The 4,861-nt window shown below is 58.5% G+C and carries 5 protein-coding genes; all 5 read left to right on the top strand.

Annotated features, from left to right (window positions below; translation table 11 throughout):
• Positions 1-177 precede the first annotated feature (177 nt).
• Positions 178-936, top strand: coding sequence for a tRNA-(ms[2]io[6]A)-hydroxylase (locus AB5Y85_RS13765; RefSeq protein ID WP_257687474.1), 759 nt, complete (start codon positions 178-180; stop codon positions 934-936).
• 303 nt (positions 937-1,239) lie between these two features.
• Positions 1,240-1,884 (top strand): adenylate kinase, encoded by a 645-nt coding sequence (gene adk / locus AB5Y85_RS13760; RefSeq protein ID WP_005337083.1) that lies wholly within the window; start codon positions 1,240-1,242, stop codon positions 1,882-1,884.
• A 98-nt stretch (positions 1,885-1,982) separates the two neighbouring features.
• Entirely contained in the window at positions 1,983-2,957 is a 975-nt protein-coding gene (gene hemH / locus AB5Y85_RS13755; protein WP_257687473.1) for a ferrochelatase, read from the top strand.
• 34 nt (positions 2,958-2,991) lie between these two features.
• Positions 2,992-3,384 carry an MAPEG family protein gene (locus AB5Y85_RS13750; RefSeq protein ID WP_064336267.1) on the top strand — a complete coding sequence of 131 codons (393 nt, stop codon included), beginning with the start codon at positions 2,992-2,994 and terminating at the stop codon, positions 3,382-3,384.
• Between the two features lie 184 nt (positions 3,385-3,568).
• Positions 3,569-4,861, top strand: a 1,293-nt coding sequence (locus tag AB5Y85_RS13745; RefSeq protein ID WP_368221588.1) for an inosine/guanosine kinase, incomplete at its 3' end; no start/stop codon positions are given.

The raw sequence follows: 4,861 nt of genomic DNA, 5'->3' as shown, positions 1-4,861 counted from the left end.
AGTGGCCCCCATTGTCGTTTCTACCTCGCACCGGCAGAAGGGGTAGGGGGTATCTGTTTGAAAAACATCCGTTTATCTTGCCGGATATGGGCATGGCCAGCAGGATCCGCTAGCATAGGTGGCAACATATATGACCGATACGCTTTTAACCGGCGTGTTTAACAAACGAGAGTTTAGATGGATGATCTGTTAGCCCCTGTGCGCCAGTTTTTGCAGTGCGAGACCCCGGATGAGTGGGTGGAGATGGCGCGGGATCCGGCCCGTTTACCGACCCTGCTCATCGATCACGCCAACTGCGAGACCAAGGCCGCACTCACTGCCCACAGTCTGGTGCGCCGCTACTGCCTGCCCAAGGGCAAGCGCCATCTGCTGCCCAAGCTGGAGTTCTATCGCGAGCTGGATGCCATCCCGGAGAAGGCCGAGATCCTGGGCAAACGCAGCATGGGGGAGTCTGATCGCACCGTCTTTGCCGAGCTGGAACGCAATCCGCTGCTGTTTCCCATGGTGAGACTCATTCAGGAGGAGCTGCATCACTTCGAGCAGGTGCTGGAGATCATGCAGGCCCGCGGCATCGAATACGGGCCGGTGACGGCCTCCCGATATGCTCGCCAGTTGATGCAGCATGTGCGCACCCATGAGCCGGCCACCATAGTCGACAAGATGATCATCGGCGCCTATATCGAGGCCCGCTCCTGCGAGCGGTTTGCCAAGTTGGCGCCCCATCTGGACGAGGAGCTGAGCCGCTTCTATGTCTCTTTGCTGCGCTCCGAGGCGCGTCACTATCAGGATTACCTGAGCCTGGCCGAACAGTACGCAGGGGAGGATATCAGCGAGCGGTTGGCCTTCTTTGGCAAGCTGGAAGCCGAGCTAATCTGCTCGCCGGATCCGCAGTTCCGGTTCCATAGCGGCCTGCCTGTCACATCTGACAGTTGTTGACGCACAGGGGGCAAACTACTATTGCCCTGTTCCTACTACGAGCGACAAGTAGTTACTTTTGAGCGCAATTCCCGGCCCTGAGCCGGGATCTTTTTTTCTGTCGTACGTCCTTCCGGTTTTTGGCGCTCTATGCTGAATCCCTGGCTATTTTTGCGTCTTCCCCTTGCGATGAAATCCTGTTCGATCAGCCGGTTATTGTGGTGATAAAGTGCTCATTCAAGTGGCTCACCCTTGTAGAAACGGGCGAAACCGTGTACTTTTTTGCCTTCGCAAGATTTGAATAACCAATCAATAGGAGCGTGTATGCGCATTGTTCTGTTGGGGGCTCCGGGCGCCGGCAAAGGTACCCAGGCTCAGTTCATCATGGAAAAACACGGTATTCCCCAGATCTCCACCGGCGATATGCTGCGTGCGGCGATCAAAGCGGGCACCGAGCTCGGTCTGAAAGCCAAAGCTGTGATGGACGCAGGTCAGCTGGTCTCTGACGACATCATCATCGGTCTGGTCAAAGAGCGCATCGCTCAGCCGGACTGCGCCAAAGGCTTCCTGTTGGACGGTTTCCCGCGCACCATTCCCCAGGCGCAAGCCATGAAGGACGCTGGTGTCGTGGTTGATTTCGTGCTGGAGTTCGATGTGCCGGACGAAGAGATCGTCAAGCGCATGAGCGGCCGTCGCGTTCACTCCGGCTCCGGCCGTACCTACCACGTGGTGTTCAACCCGCCGAAAGTGGAAGGCAAGGATGACGTGACCGGTGAAGATCTGGTGATCCGCGCCGACGACGAAGAGACCACAGTACGCAAGCGTCTGGATGTATATCATCAGCAGACCGCGCCGCTGATCGGTTTCTACGGCAAAGAGGCGGAAGCGGGCCACACCCGTTACGTCAAGATCGACGGCACCCAGCCGGTTGATCTGGTCAGCAAGCAGCTTGCCACCATTCTGGGCTGATCTTTGCTGCCGGCACTTTTTCCCGTGCCATCAGATAAATAAAGAGAAGGGCCCTGTCGGGCCCTTTTTGCATAATGACAGATAGACAGGAAGCTAACGTGACCACGAAAACCGGAATATTGCTGGTCAATCTGGGTACCCCAGCCGCACCGACCAACGCTGCCGTCAAAGCGTTCCTCAGCCAGTTCCTGCACGATCCCCGTGTGGTGGACCTGCCCCGTTACCTCTGGTGTCCGCTGCTCCACTTCATCATCTTGCCGACGCGCTCGCCCAAAGTGGCCAAGCTCTATCAGCAGGTCTGGACCGAGCAGGGCTCGCCGCTGATGGTGATAAGCCAACAGCAGCGCGCCGCGCTGGAGCAGGAGCTCAAGCGGGAGGGGGTCGAGGTGCCGGTAGAGCTGGCGATGACCTATGGTTCCCCGTCAGTGAATGATGGCTGGCAGGCGCTCAAGGCCAAAGGGGTCAACCGGGTGATCCTGTTGCCGCTCTATCCGCAATATTCGGTCAGTACCACCGCCTCGGTCTTTGATGCCTGGGGCAAGGCGATGAAGAGAGAACGCAATCTGCCGGTGGTACGGCTCATTCGTGATTATCACGCCCACCCCGAATACATACAGGCGCTGGCCATGAGCGTGCGCCGTCACTGGGAGCAGCACGGTCAGGGTGATCACCTGCTGATGTCGTTCCACGGCATTCCCGAGCGCTACGAGAACGAAGGGGACCCCTATGGTCACCAGTGTCGCCATACCGCCAGCTTGCTGGCCGAGGCGCTCGGGCTGGAGGCAGGACAGTGGACAGCCAGCTTCCAGTCCCGCTTTGGCAAGGAGGAGTGGCTCAAGCCCTACACCGACGTGACCATCGCCGGTATGCCTGCAGCGGGCATCAAGCGGCTCGATGTGATTTGTCCTGCCTTTGCCGCCGACTGCCTCGAAACCCTCGAGGAAATTCAGGTACAGAACCGGGAGATCTTCATGGAGGCCGGTGGCGAGCGGTTTGAATATATTCCGGCCCTCAACAGCGATCAGGCCCACATCAGGATGATGGTCTCGCTCATCTGCCGCGAATTGGCATGAGTGACCGGCAGTCAGTCAAACAAGGAGTCGAGTCATGGTACATATCACGCTGATCTACGCAGGCCTGCTTGGGCTGCTGTTTCTGGGGCTCTCCTTCTGGGTGGTCAAACGCCGCGCCCAGTTCGGGGTGATGATAGGGCAGGGGGAGGCCCCCGAGCTGCTGGCGGCGATCAGGGCCCACGGTAATTTTGCCGAGTATGTGCCGCTGACTCTGCTGCTGATGGCGCTGTGCGAGCTCTCCGGTGCCGGTGCGCTCTGGCTGCATGCCGGTGGCGCCATGCTACTGGTTGGCCGCATCCTGCATGCCATCGGCATCCAGATCCCCAAAGCCCCCAATGTGCCCCGTTTTCTGGGCACCTTGCTGTTCTGGCTCGCCCTCGGCCTCTTCTCGCTGCTGGCTCTGTTGCAGGGCATGGCGGCCGCCTGAAAACAGGCGCTTTGTATGCTATTGAACCACCTCGGGCGGGGTGGTTTTTTATGGTGAAAAGGCAAACGTTTTTCCTTGCGGGCCTTGTCTATACTGACTCCATTATTTAAACAGGGCGACTTTTCGGGGCGGCGGATTGTGTTAAAATCCCGCCCCTCTTTCCCCCAGAGCACAGAACATTGCCATGAAATTTCCCGGTCAGCGCAAGTCCAAACACTACTTCCCTGTCGACAGACGCGATCCCCTGGTTCCGCAAAATCCCCTGTTAACCGAGCTGGGCAAAGCCTACGTGGTCGGGATTGATCAGACCCTGGTTGATATCGAAGCCCATGTGGATGAAGACTTTCTGACCCGTTATGGTCTGAGCAAGGGGCACTCCGTCGTCATCAATGACGATGTAGCCGAACGGATTTATGACGAGCTCAAGGCCAACAACATGGTGGTGAGCGAGTTTGCCGGTGGCACCATTGGCAACACGGTACACAACTACTCGGTGCTGGCCGATTCCCACTCCATCCTGCTGGGTGTGATGAGTCAGGATATTCGCATCGGCTGCTACGCCTACCGTTATCTGTGCAACACCTCTTCCCGCGTCAATCTGGACTATCTGCAGCCGGTGGATGGCCCCATCGGCCGTTGCTTCACTTTCATTACCGAGTGCGGCGAGCGCAGCTTCGGCATCAACGCCGGCAAGATGAACCAGCTGGATGTACAGCACATTCCGGAGGATGTGATCAAAGGGGCGTCTGCCCTAGTGATCACCGCCTATCTGGTACGCGGTGACGATGGTGATCCGATGAAAGAGGCGGCCATGACCGCGGTGCGTTATGCCCGTGAGGCCGGTATTCCCGTGGTGCTGACCCTGGGCACCCGTTTCGTTATCGACGAAAACCCGCAGTGGTGGCGCGACTTCATTGCCGAGAACGTGACTGTGCTGGCGATGAACGAAGACGAAGGTGAAGCCCTGACCGGTATCGCTGATCCGCTCGGTGCGGCCGACAAGGCGCTCGACTGGGCCGATATGGTGCTCTGTACTGCTGGCCCCATCGGCCTCTACATGGCGAGCTACACCGATGAGGACTACAAGCGCGAGACCACTCATACCCTGCTGCCCGGTGTCATCCCCGAGTTCAACATGTATGAGTTCAGCCGCCCGATGGCCCGTGCCAAGTGCCGCAAACCGGCCCGTATCTACTCCCACATCTCCCCGTACATGGGTGGCCCGGAGAAGATCAAGAACACCAACGGGGCAGGGGATGGCGCCCTTTCCGCCGTGCTGCACGACATGGTGGCCAACTCCTATCACCGGATGAATGTGCCCAACTCCGCCAAGCACATCTCCGAGTTCCTGACTTACTCCTCACTGGCCCAGGTGTGCAAATACGCCAACCGCGTCAGCTACGAGGTGTTGGCCCAGAGCAGTCCCCGTCTCTCCCGCGGTTTGCCGGAGAAAGAGGACAGCCTGGAAGAGGTTTAC

It is taken from the genome of Aeromonas sp. R3-1 (assembly GCF_040908345.1).
In the GTDB taxonomy this organism is placed as follows: domain Bacteria; phylum Pseudomonadota; class Gammaproteobacteria; order Enterobacterales; family Aeromonadaceae; genus Aeromonas; species Aeromonas veronii.
Note: the sequence above shows the minus strand (reverse complement) of the source record. Positions and strands in the feature narration are given on the sequence as shown.